18 protein-coding genes are annotated in these 19,405 nt (G+C 63.1%); 6 read left to right on the forward strand and 12 right to left on the reverse strand.

Features of this window, described 5'->3' with window-relative positions:
- Positions 1-212, reverse strand: a 212-nt coding sequence (locus C7402_RS31720; protein ID WP_244314989.1) for an isocitrate/isopropylmalate family dehydrogenase, incomplete at its 3' end; no start/stop codon positions are given.
- A gap of 512 nt (positions 213-724) precedes the next feature.
- Here C7402_RS31720 and C7402_RS31725 point away from each other — a divergent pair.
- Positions 725-1,288 (forward strand): YSC84-related protein, encoded by a 564-nt coding sequence (locus C7402_RS31725; RefSeq protein WP_116613475.1) that lies wholly within the window; start codon positions 725-727, stop codon positions 1,286-1,288.
- An 84-nt stretch (positions 1,289-1,372) separates the two neighbouring features.
- Here the strand turns inward: C7402_RS31725 and C7402_RS31730 are convergent, their stop codons facing one another.
- Complete coding sequence (locus tag C7402_RS31730) at positions 1,373-2,143, reverse strand: DUF3047 domain-containing protein (RefSeq protein ID WP_116613476.1); 771 nt, start codon at positions 2,141-2,143, stop codon at positions 1,373-1,375.
- 267 nt (positions 2,144-2,410) lie between these two features.
- Positions 2,411-2,860 carry a winged helix-turn-helix transcriptional regulator gene (locus C7402_RS31735; RefSeq protein ID WP_112173861.1) on the reverse strand — a complete coding sequence of 150 codons (450 nt, stop codon included), beginning with the start codon at positions 2,858-2,860 and terminating at the stop codon, positions 2,411-2,413.
- 160 nt (positions 2,861-3,020) lie between these two features.
- On the opposite strand from C7402_RS31735, the gene C7402_RS48350 reads away from it, so the two are divergent.
- Positions 3,021-3,311, forward strand: a complete 291-nt coding sequence (locus tag C7402_RS48350; RefSeq protein WP_116613477.1) for an NAD(P)-binding domain-containing protein — start codon at positions 3,021-3,023, stop codon at positions 3,309-3,311.
- On the opposite strand, the gene C7402_RS31745 is transcribed toward C7402_RS48350, so the two are convergent.
- Positions 3,255-3,914 (reverse strand): TetR/AcrR family transcriptional regulator, encoded by a 660-nt coding sequence (locus tag C7402_RS31745; RefSeq protein WP_244314990.1) that lies wholly within the window; start codon positions 3,912-3,914, stop codon positions 3,255-3,257. The genes C7402_RS48350 and C7402_RS31745 overlap by 57 nt on opposite strands.
- 262 nt (positions 3,915-4,176) lie before the next feature.
- Between C7402_RS31745 and C7402_RS31750 the strand changes: the two genes are divergently transcribed.
- Complete coding sequence (locus C7402_RS31750; protein ID WP_116613478.1) at positions 4,177-5,919, forward strand: CocE/NonD family hydrolase; 1,743 nt, start codon at positions 4,177-4,179, stop codon at positions 5,917-5,919.
- 72 nt (positions 5,920-5,991) lie between these two features.
- On the opposite strand, the gene C7402_RS31755 is transcribed toward C7402_RS31750, so the two are convergent.
- The 3 genes from C7402_RS31755 to C7402_RS31765 all read right to left on the reverse strand — a co-directional run bounded on the left by C7402_RS31755 (position 5,992) and on the right by C7402_RS31765 (position 9,967).
- Positions 5,992-6,561: a YdeI/OmpD-associated family protein gene (locus C7402_RS31755; protein ID WP_112173864.1), complete on the reverse strand. Its 570-nt coding sequence runs from the start codon at positions 6,559-6,561 to the stop codon at positions 5,992-5,994.
- A 358-nt stretch (positions 6,562-6,919) separates the two neighbouring features.
- Positions 6,920-9,454, reverse strand: a complete 2,535-nt coding sequence (locus C7402_RS31760) for a penicillin acylase family protein (protein ID WP_116613479.1) — start codon at positions 9,452-9,454, stop codon at positions 6,920-6,922.
- Positions 9,455-9,778: 324 nt separating this feature from the next.
- Entirely contained in the window at positions 9,779-9,967 is a 189-nt protein-coding gene (locus C7402_RS31765) for a hypothetical protein (protein WP_112174031.1), read from the reverse strand.
- Positions 9,968-10,305: 338 nt separating this feature from the next.
- Here C7402_RS31765 and C7402_RS31770 point away from each other — a divergent pair, with 338 nt between their 5' ends.
- Positions 10,306-11,667, forward strand: a complete 1,362-nt coding sequence (locus tag C7402_RS31770; RefSeq protein ID WP_116613480.1) for an MFS transporter — start codon at positions 10,306-10,308, stop codon at positions 11,665-11,667.
- 19 nt (positions 11,668-11,686) lie between these two features.
- Here C7402_RS31770 and C7402_RS31775 read toward each other — a convergent pair whose 3' ends face one another.
- Positions 11,687-12,679 (reverse strand): LysR family transcriptional regulator, encoded by a 993-nt coding sequence (locus C7402_RS31775; protein WP_116613481.1) that lies wholly within the window; start codon positions 12,677-12,679, stop codon positions 11,687-11,689.
- Positions 12,680-12,819: 140 nt separating this feature from the next.
- Here C7402_RS31775 and C7402_RS31780 point away from each other — a divergent pair, with 140 nt between their 5' ends.
- Positions 12,820-14,679, forward strand: coding sequence for a sulfatase family protein (locus C7402_RS31780; RefSeq protein ID WP_116613482.1), 1,860 nt, complete (start codon positions 12,820-12,822; stop codon positions 14,677-14,679).
- A 28-nt stretch (positions 14,680-14,707) separates the two neighbouring features.
- Here C7402_RS31780 and C7402_RS31785 read toward each other — a convergent pair whose 3' ends face one another.
- Positions 14,708-15,364 carry a methionine ABC transporter permease gene (locus tag C7402_RS31785; RefSeq protein ID WP_112173869.1) on the reverse strand — a complete coding sequence of 219 codons (657 nt, stop codon included), beginning with the start codon at positions 15,362-15,364 and terminating at the stop codon, positions 14,708-14,710.
- A gap of 20 nt (positions 15,365-15,384) precedes the next feature.
- A complete protein-coding gene (locus tag C7402_RS31790) occupies positions 15,385-16,200 on the reverse strand; it encodes a MetQ/NlpA family ABC transporter substrate-binding protein (RefSeq protein WP_116613483.1) in 816 nt (271 codons plus the stop codon).
- 380 nt (positions 16,201-16,580) lie between these two features.
- Here C7402_RS31790 and C7402_RS31795 point away from each other — a divergent pair, with 380 nt between their 5' ends.
- The gene (locus C7402_RS31795; RefSeq protein ID WP_116613484.1) at positions 16,581-16,817 is read left to right on the forward strand and encodes a hypothetical protein; all 237 of its coding nucleotides are present in this window, start codon (positions 16,581-16,583) and stop codon (positions 16,815-16,817) included.
- A 38-nt stretch (positions 16,818-16,855) separates the two neighbouring features.
- Here the strand turns inward: C7402_RS31795 and C7402_RS31800 are convergent, their stop codons facing one another.
- Together C7402_RS31800 and C7402_RS31805 are read right to left on the reverse strand one after the other, a co-directional pair.
- Positions 16,856-18,172, reverse strand: coding sequence for an MFS transporter (locus C7402_RS31800; RefSeq protein ID WP_116613485.1), 1,317 nt, complete (start codon positions 18,170-18,172; stop codon positions 16,856-16,858).
- Positions 18,173-18,211: 39 nt separating this feature from the next.
- Positions 18,212-19,366 (reverse strand): M20 aminoacylase family protein, encoded by a 1,155-nt coding sequence (locus C7402_RS31805; protein ID WP_244314991.1) that lies wholly within the window; start codon positions 19,364-19,366, stop codon positions 18,212-18,214.
- Positions 19,367-19,405 lie beyond the last annotated feature (39 nt).

The raw sequence follows: 19,405 nt of genomic DNA on the forward strand, positions 1-19,405 counted from the left end.
ATGGCGTCCTTGTTGCGAATGGCGTCGAGGCCGTCGGCGGGCATCATCACGCCGTGCTGGCGGTAGTAGTCGGCGCCCCAGTCGAAATCCTCGAATTCGAAGGCGAATTGATCGCCGTGTTTGGCCAGCACTTCGAGCACCTGCTTGCCCGCGGGCACGACTTCCTTGCCGATGCCGTCGCCAGGGATCGTTGCGATGCGATAGGTCTTCATGTCTCCGTCCTCATATGTAGTCAGTGGAGGGCACTTTACCCCTACCGGGAGTCCAGGAATCGGGCCGATATTCAAAGCATCTTTAACTTTGAGTCACAAGTGGCTCGCCCGCACGGACTGCCCGCTGCGCCGGTTCGCGACTGCACTCATTTCACGCCTTTGTCGAGATGAGTCAGCACGAAGCCGGACACCGTTTGTCCGGGCCGCATAAGCGTGTCGGGTGCTTCGACGATGGCCGATTGCGCCTTCTTGCGCCGTCTGCAACGTCGATCATGTCGTTTGGTCTACGAACGATAGGCTCGGGAGATTGGCGTAGCCAATTCGCGTCAGGTCAGTGCATGCGTATCACCCGGAGCGGGGCGATGGCTAGCACCAGGTCGGCTATATCAGCATCCCCGTCACGGACGGTGACGCTGCAACGGATCGAGGATGTTGTAGCGGGGCAAATTGGTTATACACTGCAAATGCATCACGGCAGTGCTTGAACGCGCCCAATCCTTGGAGAACATATCATGCTCAAACGTCTGATGTTGATGCTCACAATCGTGCTGTTTTTGCCTGTTTCTGCTGCCTGGGCCGACGAATATTCGGACGCACTCAACCTGTTCAGGAACGCGGGAGAAAGCGGCAGTCTTCTACAGAATGCCTACGCCTACGCTGTGTTTCCGAAGATCGGCAAGGGAGGGGTCGGTATCGGCGGCGCCCGTGGCAAGGGCCGCGTCTATGAGCAAGGGAAACATATCGGCGATGCGACGATGACTCAGCTCACTGTGGGTTTGCAACTAGGCGGTCAGGTGTACAGTGAACTCATCCTGTTCGAAGACGCACGCGCGCTCAAGGAATTCACCGGTGGCAACTTCGAATTCGGCGCGGATGCCAATGCGATCGCGATCACTGCGGCGGCGGGTGCACAGGCAGGCACGACGGGCACGTCTGCTAACGTCAGCGGTGGCAAGAAAGACGCCAAAACTGCGGGGTCCTATCGAAAAGGCATGGCCGTATTCACAGTGGCCAAGGGTGGGCTGATGTACGAGGCAAGCGTCGGCGGCCAGAAATTCTCTTACAAGCCACGGTGATTTTCGCCGAGCGTGAACGTGGACGCCGACACGGCCGTGCCCATGGGCATCATGAAGCTGGACTTGCGTGGAGGCTCCTATGAATCATGGCCCAGGCAGAAAATGGATGTCTCCATACCACGCGCGTGTCGTCGTGCCGGTGTTGTCGGTGTCGGTCAGCAGGCCGTAGCCGATGATCCGTCCTGGCGGTTCGTGAAAGACTTTCTCATAGTCCTGCACGACGTTGCGACGGAGCGTTTGCCACTGGCCGGCATCGCCGGGCTGGCCGGACACGACGATCATCTGAACGCGGCCCGTGTGAGGGTTGGCAATGACACTGCCTGGCGCGGCCGAGGTTGACCAGATGTACATGAGCGTTGCGTAGGGCAGGTCCTGGCCGCCCAGGCGCCTTGCCATTGCCATGCTCGTGCGATCGAAAATCGAAAGTTTGCTCACGTCGCCGTCAAATGTGAAGACCAGTCGCGCCGGTGCGTCTTCCTTCGAACCGACGCGATTGTCCGCGCCCTCTATGGGCTTTTCCGCTTTCCAGCGCCATGCCACGACGGGTGTCTGCGCGAGATCGATATTGCCTTCATGCATCAGCGCGGAAGCGGAACGATCGGCGTCTGCCTGAAGGACAGTTTTGTTGCCGTCGTGAACCAGGGTGTATTGCGTCATCGCCTTGCCGTGTACGACCGGCAGGTTCTTCCACCCTGCGGGCAGTGGTCCGCCCGGCTCGAGCGTGGAAAAGGCAATACCCGGTGTTTCGTCCTGCGCTGGCAGGGTAAGTGGCGACAGCAACAAAGCAACGCACGCAGCGATGCGGATTGGCCTGGCTGTTCGTTTCCACGCTCGCGTGATCGGGGTACGGTGCATGACGGGTCCCGGCTGTCTCCTGGCGTGCATTCATTGTAGTGGGTGTAGCTGACGACAGCCCGGCCCGGAAGCGGCGCGCCCGACGTTGTGCGACCGCGGAACCATGAACTTCCGTGGTCGACCCGAAGGAGCTGCCGGGGTTGGTGAAATATTAATGGTAGCTTCCAGGACCGTTTCGGACATCGGCCCCGCTATTCGCAGCACTTTGTAGCCGTTGGCGTGCGCATATCATTCGCGCGACGTGCTGGCGCGTCCTTGCCGTCATGCTCAGTTGCTATCAGGAAAGATACAGCCGCCACTGCGGACCAGCGCCTTCACCTCTTCGCTCACCTGCATGGGGCTTCGACTTAGTCGAGCAAGGAACTCCTTGCTGCGCCGCACATACGACTTCGAGTCGTGCTTCGCGCTCCAAAGGACTATGTTAAGGACGATGGGAATGAGGTCGAGTCCCTTCTCGGTCAGAGTGTAGAAGTCCTTGCGCCTGTCGTCGGGGCTGGGCGCCCTCGAGAGAATTCCTTGCTCATCAAGAAAGGCAAGGCGGGAAGCAAGGACGTTGGTCGCAATTCCCTCTTCCGATTTCAGGAACTCGCCGTACGTCTTCTTGCCAGCAAAAACGATGTCCCGAATGATCAAGAGCGACCACCGGTCGCCGAAGATTTCCACGCCGTAGTTCACCGCGCAATGGGACCGAACGTCTTCTTTGCTCTTCGTATTCATGGCTACATCTTAACATCGCTTGTATGTTGCAAGTAAAATTCTGCCTTTTACTTGTATTTTGAAAGTAATATGACTGGCATGGTTTGTACGTTAAGCGCGGTCATGGGATCACGCCGGCACCCCATGAATAATCAACCGCATGTCAGCAAGCAAATTCGCAATGAAAATCGGGTTTATCGGCGCCGGGCCTATCGCCCAAACCCTCGCCAAGCACGTCTTGGCGCACGATCATCAGGTTATAGTTAGCAATTCGCGAGGGCCTGAGTCGCTCGCCACCCTTGTGGGAGAGTTGGGTTCCGGCGCTGCCGCCGGAACGGCGATGAGCAGTGTGTGCACAGAAACGTGCAGTATTGCCAGGCGACGTCCTATGGCTTTGTGCCGATCGCTTCACCTGCTATGCCCCAGTCTTCTTTCGCGTGCGTCTTCGACGAACGGCTTCGACCGCCTGTGAGGGCTTGCCGGCGCGGTGCGCGTTGGCAAGCGCTTCAAGCCCCGCAATAACGAACTCTAGGTAGTCGTCGACAATCGCCTCGTGATCGCTGCCTGCCGCGGGAAGTACGGCCGACTGTATTTTCCTGGGCGCAATCATCATTGCGATACAGGGCAATACGGTGAACAGCACTGCACGTTGAACGGCGGCATCGTTCGGCTTCAGACCCAGCACGTCGCTGACGATGCCGAGCATGAAGGCCGCTTTCGGCCGCACAGCCTGCTCGACGAGCGCGGGAATGGCCGCCGACGGCGAGAGGACTTCGCGCAATATCAGCAAAAATCCCCATGGCCTTTTCGTGCTGGTCGAAAGGCTCACGAGGCGCGTAAGCACGGTGCGAAGCCTGTCCTGCGGATCGCTGATTCCGTCTACAAGTGCGGCGAGTTCGTCCAGTCCCACGACCTGCCGGTGCGCTTCGATAAGGGCCGCTTCATAAAGCGCTTCCCGACTGCCGAAGTGGTAATTGACCGACGCCATAGGGGTGCCAGCCGTCTCACATATCGCCTTACTGGTGGATTCGGCAAATCCGCGTTCGGCGAAGATGCGTCCCGCGACATCGAGCAAATGCTGCCGCGTCGCGGCGCCGTCTGGCCGTGACGCCCGACCTTTTCGCGTGTCCGGGGTCCTGCCTGAATTCGTTGGCATGGTCAACGTACCTTACGGGAATTAGTTTGAATTTGAATTTCAATTCAGATATGCTCCATTCTACTTCATCATCGCCCGCTGCGTGGACAGACGGGCACGATGCAGTCGATTCCAGCTGTCACTTTTGGGCAGGCCTTGGCTATGACGGTGACGACCGGATCATTCTCGATGGAGCAGCACCATGTCACGAGCAGTCTCCGGGACGGAACCCGGCCAGCGTCAACTCAACGGGCCCCAGACAACGGGCCGCCACTACAGGAATCTTTCTCGTCCGATGTTCGAGATGGGCTCGGAATTCGACGTGGTCGTGCGCATGCGCGATGGCGTTGAGCTGCGCGCGGACATCCGCAGGCCCGCAGCACCCGGCCGATACCCGGTGCTGGTTTCGGCATCGCCTTATCCGCGTCAGATCCAGAACCTCGGGGCGCCGCTGGGCTTTCTGGAAGCGGGCGCCAGCGACTTTTTCGTGCCGCGAGGCTACGTACACGTCATTGCAAACGTGCGCGGCACGGGGGGCTCTGGCGGAACGTTCGGGTTTTTCGACGCGCAGGAACGGCGAGACATGCACGATCTCGTCCAATGGGCCGGCGAGCAGTCGTGGTCCGACGGTAACGTCGGCATGGTAGGAATCAGCTACTTTGCGATGACCCAGCTGGAGGCGGCGGTGGAACAGCCCGCCCATCTAAAGGCCATCTTTCCTGTCGCGGCGAGTATCGATCTCTACGAAGCGGCCGTACACAACGGACTGGCGAGCACGAGTTTTCTGACGCCGTACCTGTCGATGATCGGTGCGACGTCGGCACACGTCAGCGACTTCTACCGCAATCGGTTCGTCGAAGTTTTGGGGCGCTTCCTGAAGACACCTGTCATTCACAAACGGTTCGAGACGATCAATGGCGAGGCGGCAATCGCGGCCCTGAAGGGCTTGCTCACACTGCATCACGATCCGCATCCCTGGGACGATCTATGGCGGGCTTGCGTTGTTGAACACCAGACGCGCGACGACTGGTGGGAGGAGCGCAGCCTGCTGCCGCTGCTGGAGCGCGTCCAGGTACCCGTTTATCTGGGCTGCGACTGGGACAATGTCCCCATGCATCTTCCATCGACGTTCAGGGCCTGGCACGCGCTCAGGAACAGCCCGGAAGTCCGCGTGGCGATGCTGGGCGAACATGGCCTCGCCTGGCCGTGGGAAAGCCTCCACGTTGAAGCGCTTGCGTGGTTCGACCACTGGCTGAAAAAGCGCGACACGGGCATTCTTGAAGGCGACCCGATCCGCTACTGGATGGCTGGCGCCGAAGAATGGCGGACGTCGGACACCTGGCCGCCGGCACGAACGGAACTGCGACGGTTTGCACTCTGCGCGGACGGCACGCTTGCGAGCGAGGAGGGCACACCGGGGGTGCGGCGACTGATCGCTTTCGGCCAGGGATTGAATCGTCAAGCTCCGAGTCCGGCCGATCCCGCATCAAGTCTGATCTGGACTAGCGCCCCGTTGGAACACGATGTCGACGTAACAGGCGATGCGGAGATCGAGCTTGATGCGAGCTGCACGGCGCCGGACACCGCGTGGATTGTACTTTTACAGGACGTCGATCCGTCGGGCAAGGCACAGAACGTGACGGCCGGATTTTTGCGCGCAAGCCTGCGTGAAATCGATGAGCAGCAAAGTCATGCGGGTTCTCCTGTGCTGCCCTGCAAGCGTTTTGAAGCTGTGCCGGTCGGTACGGTTGTCAGGTATCGGATTCCGCTCGTTGTCACGGCTCGCCGGTTTCGTGCCGGTCACCGTATCCAGCTTCTCATGACAAGCGACGACCAGAATCCCGACTTCCCGGCACCGCTGAATTTCCGGCATGCGAGCGTGGGTAGTAATACGGTTAACACGATTGAATCTTCGTCCCGCCTGCTGCTCTCCATTTGCGGCTGAGATTGGCCGCTTGCGGCTTCCCTTGAGCGCGCCATCGTGCGGCGATTCTCGTCGGCTTTCGAACTTCCTGCTCTAAGGGTGAATGGTTTCGCCGCGATTGAGCATGCCGATGAACTCCTCGATCTTGCGCGCACGCGTTGCGGCCTTTTTGGCATTCTGTATCCGAAACAGGACGGCATAGCGGTTTCGGCCGTTCAGCGTCGCAAAGAATGCGCTGGCCTTGGGATTGGCATCCAGTGCGGCCTGAAGGTCGTCCGGCACGACTGAGTTGCTGGCGGACGTATAGGCAGCTTCCCAGCGACCATCCTCTTTGGCTTTCTCGATTTCTCGCATGCCCGAAGGCAGCATTCTGCCTGCGGCGATCAGCGCTTCGGCCCGGTCTCTGTTGAGCCTGGACCAGAGACTTTTTGCAGAGCGTCGAGTGAAGCGTTGCAACCAGCATTCGTCGCTTTCAGTCTGTTTTTGACCGTCGATCCAGCCATGACAAAGGGCACTTTCCAGCGCCTGTTCGTAAGTCAAGGTTGGCTGCCCGGCGCCCTTTTTGGCAAGGCGCAGCCATATCCCGGCCGAGGTGTCGCCGTTTTGCGTCAACCAGTTTTCCCATTCATTCTGGTCGAGGAATGTCAGACGAGGCTCAGTCATGGAGGATCCGAATGGTTGCATTTCAGCAGCGAGGTTTTTGCGTTCACGGAACCTTCGCAGATTAACCATTTGCGCAGATTTGGGAATAGCCAGTTTATCGGCACTTCAGTGCGTATCCGTCGCAGGGAAGATGACGGCCTTTCCTGGCGGCGCATCCCGTGACCGGTTTCCCAATACGGATTCAACCGGTGGATGCAACACACTAGAAGCTGTGCAAGCCGTAGGGGGCGTTGCGACTGCCATCGACGACATGTCTCCGCTTTGATCGCGCAACTAACCGTCCTCGTCGCTCGCATCCCGACAACGCCGGTTCCCGGCGTGTAACCCCGCCTGGCAACGTTTGTCGAGGCGCTTTGAGCTAGCGAGGTTTCTGAACGACCAAAGCGCCATTTAAAAGTGATGCCTGATGCGCACCCGCCCCGTTGAGCTTCAGCGTATGGACGGCGGGACCGGGCAGGAACGGCGCCGCATCGCCGCGCACCCACGTTTCATGTCCCGCGAGGAAATACGGCGACAGCGGGTTGCCCGACTGTCCACCGGGCATCTCGAAGATCCCGTCCTGCTCATGCCCCGGCGATACCGCGAACCGCTCCGATGCACCGAACGCCGGTGACTGCACGCGCGGCATATTGATGTCGCCCGGCAGCGGATCGCTCGGCGTGCTGAGCCAACCGCGCACCCACGGTAGCCACGACGGCACCATCCGCGCGAACGGATGCGCGATCGCGGAGCGGTTGCGCTCGCCCCAGCGCGCATCTCCAAGCCTCGTGCCCTTCGGCAATTGCGCAATCGAGCGGTCGATCCGGTCCAGCACGAACGCGCGCCAGTCCGCGTAGCCCTCGGGTACCCACGCGTGCTGCTCGGCGAGTGTCTCCATGGTCGCCTCGTAACGCGAGTTCGCCGCGCGATAGCCGAGTTCGGGGGCGAACGCGCTCATCTCCTTGTCGAGCGCACCGAACCAGGCGTCGTACAGCGAGTAATAGAACGCGCGCAGCAGCCGGTAGCCGACCGCGCTCACATCCGCGCGGCCATTCCAGGTTTCGACAAGCCGGCGGAATGCCGCGCGTTCGGGATGGCCGTCGAGAGCGCTCGCGTCGAGCGCGTCGAGGGCAATGCGTCGCCAGGGTTCGATCCACAACGCCCGGTCGTCGGTCTGCGTCGCCAGCATGTCGCGCTCGGTCGCATGCGGCAACGCGAGCAGATCGTCGCGAATCTGCGTCGCGCGTGCGCCGAGATCGGCGCCTGCGTCGCCGATGCGGGCCGCCTCGTCCTCTGGCAAGGTCCGGTTGTTCGCGCTCCAGATGCGGCCTGCTGGCGGATCGATGCGCGACGGATACGCTTCGGGCGGCAGATATCCCTGCCAGCCGCGATAGGTGTCGGAGCGCAACGGGAGGCTGGCGAGCGTCGTCGCATTTGCGCTATTCGCATCGGCAAAGCGCGGCAGGGGCCCGGCGAGCGTCCAGCCGATATGGCCTTGTGCATCGGCCGCCATGAAATTCTGCGTTGGCACGCCGGAGGTCTGCGCGGCGCGCAACGCGTCGGCGACGTTCGACACGCTTTCGAGTTGCATGAGGTTCACATTGATCGCCTGTGGATCCTGCGCAACCCAATGCACCGCATACGCATGGGGGCCGGCAACGATCCGGGGGCCCCAGCGCGTTTGCACGACAGGAAGATCGACGCTCGCGCCGCCGTTCACGTCGATGCGCTCATGGATCACCTGCGCGCGCTGCCAGCCGCCGTCGGGCACGCCATAACGCAGCGGATCGGCCGGGTCGCGTACCAGTTCGACGAGATCGATGAACCGCCCGTAGCTGTTCGTGAACCCCCAGGCGATATGGCCATTGCTCCCGGCCACGACGAGTGGCGTGCCTGGCAGGCTCACGCCGGTGATGCGCCGCGTGCCGCCATCCGGCGCGCGATAGATCAGCGACAACCGGTACCAGATGTTCGGCAGCGACAGGCCAAGATGCATGTCGCTCGCGAGCAGCGCGCGCCCGTCCACGCCGTGCGCACCGTCGACCGCGAATCCATTGCTGCCGACCATCGAGTTGACGGCGGCCCCCGTGCCGATGAATCCGGGCACGCCGCTCAATAACCCGGGGGCCTCCGGGGCGATGTTCGCCGCGGACCGCGCTGCGGACAGCCACGGCGGCGGTGCGGGCAGGGTGGCGGGCGACGGCGCGACGGTGTGCATCCCGTCGAGCGGAGCGTCCCAGCGGCTCGTCGCGGGCAGCAGGAACGCGAGCAGATCCGCGGGCACTCGCTCGCGCAGCGCCGCGCGCGACAGCACGTGAGAGACCTGGCCGTACTGAAGGTCGAAGTACATGGCATAGACGGCGAGCAACGTGTCCTCAGGGCGCCACGGGACCGGTTGCGTTCGCAGCAGCCAGTATTCGAACGGCCGCGCGCGAAGCGAGCGCAGGCCGTCGTTGACACCCGCCGCATAGCGTTCGATCAGTTGCCGCTGGTCCGCGGGCAACGTGGCGAGCGTCGCCCGCGCGTGCTCACGAAAACGCCACGGGCGGTCACGCCGGTCCAGTGGCAACGCAGCGGGCCCGATGAGCGCGGCCATCTCGCCGGCGGCGACCCGGCGCAGCAAATCCATCTGAAAGAAGCGGTCCTGTGCGTGAACGAATCCGGTCGCATACGCGACGTCGTCACGCGTGCTGCCTTGTACCGTCGGCACGCCGAGCGCGTCGCGCGCGATCGTCACCGTTGCGGATACCGGCGCGTCGCGCGTGCCGTCGAGCGGCGGCAGGCTGGCTCGCAGCGTCAACCCGGCTGCTGCCACCAACGCGGCCACCGCGATGACGACGACGCACAGCAGAATCAGCGGCCACGCGCGGCGCCGCTTTTGGGGGGAAGGGTCGAACGGATCGTCATGGATCATGGAGGCGGTCGTCCAAAGCCTGCTGCAACGGCAATCTGATCGCCGAAATGGCTGACGACGATAGCACGATCGTGTGTAGGGCAATATGCGCGGACGTTACCGGAGCCGAACGATGAGCATCGTCGCGCTCTGGAGGGGATGGATTGTTTCTGGCGAATTGCGTAGGGCGTGGGATCGTCTTTAGAAGTTCTCGGCCACCGTGTTCCAGAAGCCCGGCTCGTCGCGGTGGGCGTTTTCCATCGCGATGCATTTCCAGTAAGCAGATGCAGAACGACAGGCTCCGCCGGCGCTCTCTGTCACCGAGCGCCAGCGGCAAACGCCGTGTCAGTGTCTGGTCACGCTGACGGTCACGATTTCGTATCCGGGGTCGGCGTTCTCATTGGCCGCCTTTTCCGCTTCCTCATAGGAGAGAAAGGACTTGGCCCCTTCAATTGCCGGTGCCATGCCAATGTCGCCGTCCTCTGCACAGCAGAGGAACTGCTCACCGGTTTTCACCACGTAGACGGTCGTCATGTCTTCCTCCATGGTTTGCGCGGGAGTTTCCAGTCTAGCAGGCCGCATGCGGCGAGACAGCCACGCTTTCATCCAGTGAAGTGCAGCAAAACACGCGCCTTGTCGTGATGTCGATGCTGAGTGTCAAGTTGCGGAGAAGCGTGGGCTTCTCTATACGTATGCGACGTACGCGCCCCGTCCGCGAACCGTCTTCCCGATCCAGCTATATAAAAAATCATATGGAAGATATGAATTTGTCATTTTACCTGGCATATCTCCCTGTCGTTTAATGGGCTCCGTCACATCGACCCATAACGCCGTGGCGCAACGCCCAAGGCGGATAAAGACAGGAGACAACGATGACAATCTCACGCACCGTCGACGTGACGGCCTTCATCGATCGGCATCGCGTCTCGCGGTTTCAGTTGCTGATTGTCACCCTATGCTTCCTGATCGTTGCCATTGATGGCTTCGATACCGCCGCGATCGGCTTCATCGCCCCCGTGCTGCACACGCAGTGGCAACTGCAACCGTCTCAACTCGCGCCATTGTTCGGCGCGGGGCTCGCAGGCCTGATGGTCGGTGCGCTCGTGTTCGGCCCGTTTGGCGATCGGGTGGGGCGCAAGCGGCTCTTGCTCGTGTGCGTATGCGCATTCGGTTTGGCGAGTGTCATGTCGGCGTTCGCGCCGTCGATCGGCGTGCTGATCGCGCTGCGCTTTTTGACCGGTCTCGGCCTGGGTGGCGCGATGCCGAACGCGATCACGCTTACTTCGGAGTACTGCCCGTCGGCGCGCCGCTCGTTTCTCGTCACGACGATGTTCTGCGGCTTCACGATCGGCTCCGCACTCGGTGGATTCGCGGCCGCCGCGCTCATCGAGCATTACGGCTGGCGCTCGGTGCTGTTCGTGGGCGGCATCGTACCGATCGCGATCGTGCCGCTACTCGCGTGGCGGCTGCCGGAATCGGTGCGCTATCTCGCCAGCCGCGGCGGACATGGCGAGCGCATCGTGCGCACGCTCGCGCGCATCGCCCCCGATACCGACCTCGAAGGCGCGACGTTCACGGCGTCCGGCGCGAAATCGGGCGGTTCGCCGGTGGGTCGACTGTTCCGTCCCGAACTGCTGCGCGGCACGCTGCTCATGTGGCTGGCCTTCTTCATGAGCCTGCTCGTGATCTACCTGCTGTCGAGCTGGCTGCCCACGTTGCTGCGCACGACCGGCGCCTCGCTGCGCACGGCGGCGCTCGTCACGGCGATGTTCCAGGTTGGCGGCACGCTTGGCGCGATCGTGCTTGGCTGGCTCATGGACCGGCTCAACCCCTGCTATGTGCTCGGTGCGAGCTACGCGGCGGCCGGCGTGTTCACGGCCGCCATCGGCTCGCTCGCCGCTACGCCCTGGCTCGCGGCGCTCGCCGTCTTTCTCGCCGGTTTTTGCGTGTCGGGCTCGCAGGTCGGCGCCAATGCGCTCACCGCGGCGTTCTATCCGACCGATTGCCGCGCAACGGGCGTGAGCTGGGCCAACGGCGTGGGCCGCCTGGGCTCGGTGGTCGGTTCGGTCGCGGGCGGCGCGATGCTCTCGATGGGGCTCTCGTTGCCGTTGGTCTTCGCGATCGTCGGCGTGCCTGCGGTCGTTGCGGGCATGGCGATGATGGCTTTCGGACGCTGGCGCACGCTGGCCGCGCCCGTGGCGCCGCAAGACGAATGGGTGCTGAGCGGCGACTGAACGCGGCGCGCGAAACGTGTCATTTCGCCTGTGCTGCCGCCTGCAACGCGGCCAGCACCACGGACACCGCCGAGCTTTGCGGCTGCGCCGTCAACGCACCGATGCGCTGCACCGCCGTCGACACCTTCAGCGGCAGTTGCCGCAACTCGCCATTCAAATCGGTCTCGCCGCGCCGCAAGCGCGTGGAGACGAACAGGCACGGCACGCGTCGCGCCACCGCGCAGTTGGTCAGATGCGAGGTCGACTCCATCAACACGTGCGGTGAGGCGACGCCCGCCGTCGCGAACTCGACTTCGAGCGCGGTGCGCATGGGCGAGCCCATCGACGGCATGATCCATGGCCAGGCGGCCGCGTCGCGCCAGGTGACGCGAGTGTGCCGGTGCAACGGATGATCCTTCGGCGCGACGACCAGAATCTCGTCGCTGTATAGCTCGGTGACGGTGAAGCCGGCGGTCAGCACGGCCGGTTCGAGCCGGCAAACCACCATGTCGAGTTCGCGCCGCTGCATCAGCGGCAGCAGGTAGTCGAGCGTGCTTTCCGAGTAGTTGATCTGCTGGGTGGGCGCGTGCGTGGCCAGATACTCGATCACACCAGGCAGCAGGCGTGTGGCGATGTACGGCAGCATGCCGATCTTCAGTGGCAGACGCGTGCCGCGTTTCAAGGCATCGAACGCGGGCTGCACGGTGTGCAGGTCGGTGAGGATGCGCGCGACGCATTCGAGCATCGCCTCGCCATAGGCCGTGGGCGCGACCCGCCGCGAGGTGCGCTCGAACAGCGGCAGGCCCAGCGTGTCTTCCAGCTCGCGCAGCCATTTCGACAGCGCCGGCTGCGTGATGGACGCTTCTTCGGCCGTGCGCGCGAAGCTGCGATAGCGCCCGAGCCAGTCCAGCGTCTCCAGGTCACGGATGCGCAGCCGGCGCAACACGTGCGGCAAATGTTCGATACGGCCACGGTCGGCGCCGGGCGGTGCCACGTCGGGAAGCAATACGGGCGGTCTTTTCGTGGCGGCCATCGTGCTCTCTCATTCATTACCGCAGGGTTATGGATCGATACTCATCTTTCATCGAATCGTATCGCACATTGCGCCACAATGAATCGCACATCCGGGCTGAACGGGTGCGAACAGCAGAAAAAAATCGTGGAGACAATCGTATGAACGAGCAGAAGAAAGCGGATGCCCCGAAGCCGTCCCGGCTTGCGAGCGACGGCAGGCGGCACTTCCTGAAAGTGGCGGGCGCGGGCGCGGCGATTGCGGCAACGGGTCTCGCGCGACCGGCAGAGGCTGCCGTGTCACAACCGGACAGCGCTTCGCAAGCGCCGCAAAAAGGGCCGCAAAAAGGGCCGACGAGCGCGCCGGAAAGCGCCCCGCCTGGCTACAACATCCTGTTCATCCTCACCGACCAGGAGCGTTACTTCGACGCCTGGCCGTTTCCCGTGCCGGGGCGCGAAGCGTTGCGGCGCGACGGCATCACGTTCACCCGCCACCAGATCGCTTCCTGCGTGTGCTCGCCATCGCGCTCGACCATCTATACGGGGCAGCATACGCAGCACACAGGCGTGCTGGACAACGCAGGCGTGCCCTGGCAAACCGATATGTCGACCGACATCCGCACGATCGGCCACATGATGCGCGACGCCGGCTACTACGCGGCGTACCTCGGCAAATGGCACCTGAGCGGCAGCCTGCACGAAACGAACAGCCCGTACAGCGCGCCGGTGGCCGACTACCATCAAAAGATCAAGGAATACGGGTTCGACGATTACTTCGGCGTGGGCGACCTGATCGGCGAGGTGCGTGGCGGCTACAACTACGACGGCATCACGACCGAGTCGGCCGTGAGCTGGATGCGCACGCGCGCCCCGCACCTGGCCCAGGAGGGCAAGCCGTGGTTTCTGGCCGTCAACCTCGTCAATCCGCACGACGTGATGTTCGTGAACACCGATCCGCCTGGATCGGAATTGCAGCGCGCGAATGCGATGATCCTCGGCAACGCGCCGCCGCCTTCAGACGCGCTCTACCAGCAGGGCTGGAGCCAGGTTCCGCTGGCGGCGTCGCGCCGCCAGCCATATGACGAGCCCGGCCGCCCGCGCGCGCACGGCATGTACAACGATGCGCACGTGAACCTCGTCGGCCGCTTTCCGTTCACCGACGAGCGGGTCCGGATCTATCAGGATAACTACTTTAATTGCATCCGCGACTGCGACACCCATGTCGTGCGGCTCCTGGAGACGCTTCAGACGCTCGGGCTCGACGAGCGGACGATTGTCGTCATGTCGGCGGATCACGGCGATCATGTCGGCGCTCATCAGCTTGTCGACAAGGGCGCGACGACCTATGCGCCGCAGAACCACGTACCGCTCGTGATCCGCCATCCGGCCTATCCGGGCGGCAAGCGATGCGAGGCCTTGACCTCGCATATCGACATCACGCCCACGCTGCTCGGGCTGACCGGGCTCGACGCGGCGCGCCGGCAGTCCATTGGCGGCGATGCGCTGAAAGGGCACGACCTCACGGGCATGCTCGCCCGCCCGGAGCAGGCGCGCATTGACTCGGTCCGCGAGACCGCGCTCTTTAACTACGCCATGCTGCTGTACTACGACAGCGAATGGATGCTCAAGGAGTTCAAGACGCTGCACGAGAAAGGCGTGCCCGAAGACGAGATCCGCCGCCGCGCGCTCGCGCAACAGCCTGACTTCCGCCTGCGCGGAACGATTCGCAGCGTGTTCGACGGGCGTTATCGCTTTAGCCGCTACTTCTCGCCGCTGGCGTTCAATCGTCCCACGACGCTCGAAGCGTTGTTCGAGAAGAACGACGTCGAGGTCTATGACCTTGCGCGCGATCCCGGCGAGATGCATAACCTGGCTCTCGACAGAAAGCGCAACGGCGAATTGTTGCTCGCGCTGAACGACAAGCTAAACGAAACGATGGATCGCGAGGTTGGCGAAGATAGTCCCGACGTGATGCCGATCCGCAACGGCAAGGTGCAGTTGCAGATACGGGAGTCGATCTAGCCGGGGCTGGCGTCGTTTCAATCCGGCATCAGTGCCTGCGATCCAGCCGCCGGGTGAAAAACTCGCCCGCCAGCTGGATGACTGAAACGAGCGCGATCAGAATGAAGATCACGACGATCATCACCTGGGTTTCGTAGCGCTCGTAGCCATAGCGAATCGCCATGTCGCCAAGGCCGCCACCGCCCACGGCGCCAGCCATGGCCGACATGTCGATCATCGCGATCGCGGTTACCGTCACGCCGCCGAGAATGCCGGGCAACGATTCGGGCAACAGCACGTGGCGCACGATCTGGAGGCGTTTGCAGCCCATCGCGCGCGCGGCCTCGATCAGCCCCGGCTCGACGCCGCTGAGATTGACCTGAACGACGCGTGCAAAGAACGGAATCAGGTTCGCGCTCAAGGGCACAACGGCGGCCCATGCGCCGAGCGTCGTCCCGACGATGAAGCGCGTGACGGGCAGCAGCGCGACCAGCAGGATGATGAAAGGGATCGCGCGAAACATGTTGATCGCGGTGGAGAGCGTCTTGTGCAGCAAGGGCCGCGGATACAGCCCGCCTGGCGCGCTCAGCGTGAGCACGATCGCGAGCAGCATGCCCGCGACGATCGCGATCACCATGGACGCGCCCACCATGAGCAGGGTCTGGAGCAGGGCCCGGACGTAGCGGTCAGCCAGGGTCGGCGACATAAGCTTTCACCTCGGAAGCATCAGAACGCGGGAATCACGGAACCGTTGAAGTGCGTCTGGATAAAGTGCCTGACTTCCTCGGACTGGTACGCCTTGACGAGCTTCGGTACCCACGGCGCGTTGCGGTCCTGCTCGCGCACGGCGATGATGTTCACGTACGGGTTGTGCTCTTTGCGCTCGACCGCGATGCCGTCGCGCGTGGCGTAAAGTCCCGCCTCCGACGCCACGTTGTTGACGATGGCGGCGGCATCGACGTCGGGCAGCGAGCGTGCCTGGACGAGCGGGTCGGCCTCGACGAAATTGAGCTTGCGCGGGTTGGCGCGCACGTCCTGAAGCGAAACCGTGCCCGTGTAGGGATCGACGCCGTCGCGCAACGTGATGAGTTTGTGATCGCGCAGGATCACGAGCGCGCGCGTCTGGTTGCTCGGGTCGGCAGGAATACTAACCGTTGCACCGGCCGGCAGTGCTTCGAGCGACTTGTACTTCTTCGAGTAGAAGCCGATGGGCGAAATATACGTGTCGCCCACCGCCACGAGCTTGTAGCCGCGCGACTTGACCTGATCGCGCAGATACGGGATGTGCTGGAAGGAATTGGCGTTCAGATCGCCATTGTTGAGCGCCTCATTCGGACTCGCGGTGCCGCTGATCACGATGGCCTCCACGTCGAGCCCGTCTTTTTTCGCGACCTGCGTGACGACCTCCCAGATCTGCTCATCCACGCCGCCGGCCACGCCCACCTTGAGCGGCGTCGGCGCGCCGGCAGCGAAGGCCGGGCCGCTGGCAAACGGCAGCACGAGGGCGAGGGCGGTGAGAATGCGCAGGGTCGGTCGAATCATGAAGAGGTCTCCGGGATGAAAGGATGAGCTGACATGCCGGGCGATTATAGGAATGCGGAACCGCGCCGCACTACGAATGGATTGTCGAATGCTAATGACGCTTGGAGCACCGTGCATCTGAGTGAAGCGGGGATGCGGGCAGCGTGCGGGGCGGCTGGCAAGCAATAGGGCGGCAAGCTGGGGCCGGGCAGCTTCTACGTGGCCGTCATGCGGCCAGAAGTCATGAGGTGCCGGACAGGAAAGCGTACCGGAGCGTGAGGCAGGACATGCGCCCGCGCAGTCGCCGGACGGTGGCGGGCATAACCCGTGCGGGAAGCGTGAATCGCCTGGAACGGAATCCAACGGAGTCCGGCGATCCACACTTCCACGGAGCCCCCACCATGAAAAAGCGGATCCTTTCCCTTGCCATCGCTGTGGCCATTCCAGCGTCCTTTGCTACCCCGGTGCACGCTGAGGGCTGCCTGAAAGGCGCGGCCGTTGGCGGCGTCGCGGGCCACGTCGCGGGCAAGCACGGCACGGCCGGTGCGGCCGCCGGGTGCGCAGTCGGACATCACGAAGCAGCAAAGAAGCAGAAGGCCGCGAGTGACGCGGCCGCAAGCAGGCCGGCGAGCCAATAGTCGCTCAGGGCCGGCTACGTACGATGCCTGAGGTTGCCTCAGGTCGCGAAGCCGGCCGCGGCGCGGCGCGCGGTTGACGGCAACGTCAGCACGCCGATCAGGCCGATGACCACGCTCACCTGCACGTAATAGATCGGTGCGAGATTGCTGCCGGTCACATGCACGAGCCACGTATTCACGAACGGCGCGAGGCCGCCGAAAATCAGCACCGCGAGGTTGTAGGTGACGGCGGCGCCGGTCGAACGCACGCTGACGGGGAACACCTCGGTCAGCACGATCGGCGTGGGGCCCCAGAAGAAGCTCATGAAGAACGACACGCCGATCTGCACCGTGAGCAAAGAGCCGAACGTCGGTGCGTCGACGAACTGTTTGAACAGCACGTACGAGGCGATGCTGTAGGCGACGATGGCCGGCAGCAGCACCGCCTTGCGGCCGATACGATCCGACAGGTAGCCCGCGAGCGGACAGAATACGAGGATGACCAGCGTGCCGATGAAGGTGCTCAGGTTGACGTCGGAGGCCGACATGCCCAGTTGCTTCTTCGCGAAGATCGGCAGGAAGAACACGAACACGTAGGCCGACACGGTGCCGACCACCGACATGCCGAGCGTGCCGAGCATCGCGCGCGGATAGTCGCGGAATACGGTGCGCAGCGGCGTCTTCACACGCTCCACCTTGCCGCTTCGCACTTCGTTCGCGTAGGTGAGGAATTCCGGCGATTCGTCGACGGTCGAGCGGATCAACCAGCCGACCGGCCCGATCAGGATGCCGAGCAGGAACGGCAGACGCCAGCCCCACGATTCCAGCGCTTGCGGCGCGAGATTGACGGTCAGCAGATACGCGACCAGCGCACCGAGCGAAAATGCCAGCGCCTGCGAGCACATCTGGAAACTGCCGAAAAAGCCGCGCCGGTTCGCGGGGGCGAATTCGACCAGCATCGTCGTCGCGCCGCTGAATTCACCGCCCACCGAGAAGCCCTGGATCAAGCGCGCGAGCACCATCAGGATCGGCGCGGCAATGCCGATCGCCGCGTGGGTCGGCAGGATGCCGATCATGCCGGTGCCGATCGACATCAGCACGATCGTCAGTGACAGCGCTTTCTTGCGGCCCACGCGGTCGCCATACAGGCCGAGCAGCACGCCGCCGAGCGGGCGCACCGCGAAGCCGACGCCGAATGTGGCGAGCGTCAGCAGCATCGACGCGAATTCGTTGCCGCCCGGAAAATACAGCTTCGCGATTATCACGGCGAAGAGGCCGTAAATCGCGAAGTCGAACCATTCGAATGCATTGCCCAGTACGGATGCGATTACGACTTTGCGCACCATCGCCGGCGACGGCGTCGGTTTGGCGTTCATGGCGGTCCCTTCTGATCGATTGCGTGGAATGGCGTCGACTTAGCCGAGCCGTTGCCGAACGATTTCGATGAACACGGCTGCGCCGGTGGGGGCGGTGTCGTCGTCGAAATCGAATTCGGGGTGATGGCAGGTGAGCCCGTTGTGGCCGAGGAAAAAGTACGAGCCGGGGCGCTGCTGCAACATGAACGCGAAGTCTTCCGAGGCCATCAGCGGCGCGACGTCGACGACCACGTTGTCCGCGCCGAGCACGCGCTCGGCCGCGCGGCGCACCGTTTCGGTTTCGGCGGGCGTATTGAGCGTGGGCGGCGAAGTTTGAAGGTGCTCGAAGCTCACTTCGCAGCCATACATCGTCGCCGCGCCTTCGCAGATCGCGCGCAGCCGCGCGAGCGACGTTTCCTGTGCCTTCACCGAGAGCGTGCGCACCGTGCCTTCGAGCACCGCGCTGTCGGGAATCACGTTGATCGCGGTGCCCGAGAGGAACTTGCAGATGCTGACCACGGCGGTATCGAGCGGATCGATGTTGCGGCTCACGATGCTCTGGATCGACTGCACGAGCGTGGTGCCGACGATCAGCGAATCGATCGACTTGTGCGGCATCGCCGCATGACTGCCGATGCCCTTGATGCTGATGCGAAAGAGGTCGCAGGCCGAGAGGATCGCGCCATTGCGCACGCCGATCTTGCCGGCGGGCAACTGGTTGTTGTTATGCAGTGCGTAGATTTCGTCGCAGTGGAAGCGCTCGAACAGGCCGTCGTCGATCATCGCCGAGCCGCCGCGCAGCGTTTCCTCGGCCGGTTGAAAGATCAGATGAACGGTGCCGCGAAAGTCTCGATGCGCGGAAAGATATTTCGCCACGCCGAGCAGGATCGCCGTGTGGCCGTCGTGGCCGCAGCCGTGGAATACGTTGTCGTGGGTCGATCGGTGCGCGGGCGTGCCTTTTTCGCTCATCGGCAGCGCGTCCATGTCGGCGCGCAGACCGATCGACGGACCCTCGCCAAGCGTGCCGCGAATCGTGCCGACCACGCCCGTGCCGCCAACACCGGTCTGCACGTCGATCGCCCAGTCGGCGAGCCGCTGCGCCACCAGACCGGCGGTGCGATGCTCGTGAAAACCCAGCTCCGGATGCTGGTGAATGTCCCTGCGCCACGCGCGCATGTGTTCGCCCAGGTCGTTCAGTTCGCTTTCCGTCTGCATGGCGCCAGTCCCTTTTTCCCGTTCTGCCAGGTGAGTGTG

Origin of the sequence: Paraburkholderia unamae, from assembly GCF_003096875.1 — a bacterium.
Taxonomy (GTDB): Bacteria; Pseudomonadota; Gammaproteobacteria; order Burkholderiales; family Burkholderiaceae; genus Paraburkholderia; species Paraburkholderia unamae.

Excerpts from the sequence above, each read along its gene's own strand:
- C7402_RS31725 (WP_116613475.1), top strand. The coding sequence starts at position 725 with ATGCTCAAACGTCTGATGTTGATGCTCACAATCGTGCTGTTTTTGCCT.
- C7402_RS31730 (WP_116613476.1), bottom strand. The coding sequence starts at position 2,143 with ATGCACCGTACCCCGATCACGCGAGCGTGGAAACGAACAGCCAGGCCA.
- C7402_RS31735 (WP_112173861.1), bottom strand. The coding sequence starts at position 2,860 with ATGAATACGAAGAGCAAAGAAGACGTTCGGTCCCATTGCGCGGTGAAC.
- C7402_RS48350 (WP_116613477.1), top strand. The coding sequence starts at position 3,021 with ATGAAAATCGGGTTTATCGGCGCCGGGCCTATCGCCCAAACCCTCGCC.
- C7402_RS31750 (WP_116613478.1), top strand. The coding sequence starts at position 4,177 with ATGTCACGAGCAGTCTCCGGGACGGAACCCGGCCAGCGTCAACTCAAC.
- C7402_RS31755 (WP_112173864.1), bottom strand. The coding sequence starts at position 6,561 with ATGACTGAGCCTCGTCTGACATTCCTCGACCAGAATGAATGGGAAAAC.
- C7402_RS31760 (WP_116613479.1), bottom strand. The coding sequence starts at position 9,454 with ATGATCCATGACGATCCGTTCGACCCTTCCCCCCAAAAGCGGCGCCGC.
- C7402_RS31765 (WP_112174031.1), bottom strand. The coding sequence starts at position 9,967 with ATGACGACCGTCTACGTGGTGAAAACCGGTGAGCAGTTCCTCTGCTGT.
- C7402_RS31770 (WP_116613480.1), top strand. The coding sequence starts at position 10,306 with ATGACAATCTCACGCACCGTCGACGTGACGGCCTTCATCGATCGGCAT.
- C7402_RS31775 (WP_116613481.1), bottom strand. The coding sequence starts at position 12,679 with ATGGCCGCCACGAAAAGACCGCCCGTATTGCTTCCCGACGTGGCACCG.
- C7402_RS31780 (WP_116613482.1), top strand. The coding sequence starts at position 12,820 with ATGAACGAGCAGAAGAAAGCGGATGCCCCGAAGCCGTCCCGGCTTGCG.
- C7402_RS31785 (WP_112173869.1), bottom strand. The coding sequence starts at position 15,364 with ATGTCGCCGACCCTGGCTGACCGCTACGTCCGGGCCCTGCTCCAGACC.
- C7402_RS31790 (WP_116613483.1), bottom strand. The coding sequence starts at position 16,200 with ATGATTCGACCGACCCTGCGCATTCTCACCGCCCTCGCCCTCGTGCTG.
- C7402_RS31795 (WP_116613484.1), top strand. The coding sequence starts at position 16,581 with ATGAAAAAGCGGATCCTTTCCCTTGCCATCGCTGTGGCCATTCCAGCG.
- C7402_RS31800 (WP_116613485.1), bottom strand. The coding sequence starts at position 18,172 with ATGAACGCCAAACCGACGCCGTCGCCGGCGATGGTGCGCAAAGTCGTA.
- C7402_RS31805 (WP_244314991.1), bottom strand. The coding sequence starts at position 19,366 with ATGCAGACGGAAAGCGAACTGAACGACCTGGGCGAACACATGCGCGCG.